Raw genomic sequence first — 306 nt, 5'->3', positions numbered from 1 at the left:
TGATCTCATTAAGCTTAGATGAGCTTAAGGACATAATAACAGAGTGTGTTGGGAAAAGTATTGGGCAGATAGCGAGCCATGATACGACAGACGAAATACTAAACCAGAAAGAAGCCTCTGAATTTTTAGGTATAAGTGAAGTGACTTTAATAAAGTGGAAAAAGGAAGGTCGTGTTCCTTGTGAACAGCTACCAGGATCTCGAATTATTAGATACTATAAATCTCAATTAAGAGAGGTACTAAGCAGAAATAGACATTTGCTACAAGCAAGCAGAAAATAAAAATGCTGGAAAATCCAGCACTTGT

Annotated in this window: 1 protein-coding gene; it reads left to right on the top strand. The window is 36.6% G+C overall.

The window, feature by feature from the left end; translation table 11 throughout:
• Positions 1-281: helix-turn-helix domain-containing protein (locus tag E1176_RS00065; protein ID WP_155208568.1), on the top strand; the 281-nt coding region annotated here is incomplete at its 5' end.
• Positions 282-306: the final 25 nt, after the last annotated feature.

This window comes from Fulvivirga aurantia (genome assembly GCF_009711475.1).
Taxonomy (GTDB): domain Bacteria; phylum Bacteroidota; class Bacteroidia; order Cytophagales; family Cyclobacteriaceae; genus Fulvivirga; species Fulvivirga aurantia.
This window is presented reverse-complemented; position numbering and strand designations above follow the sequence as displayed.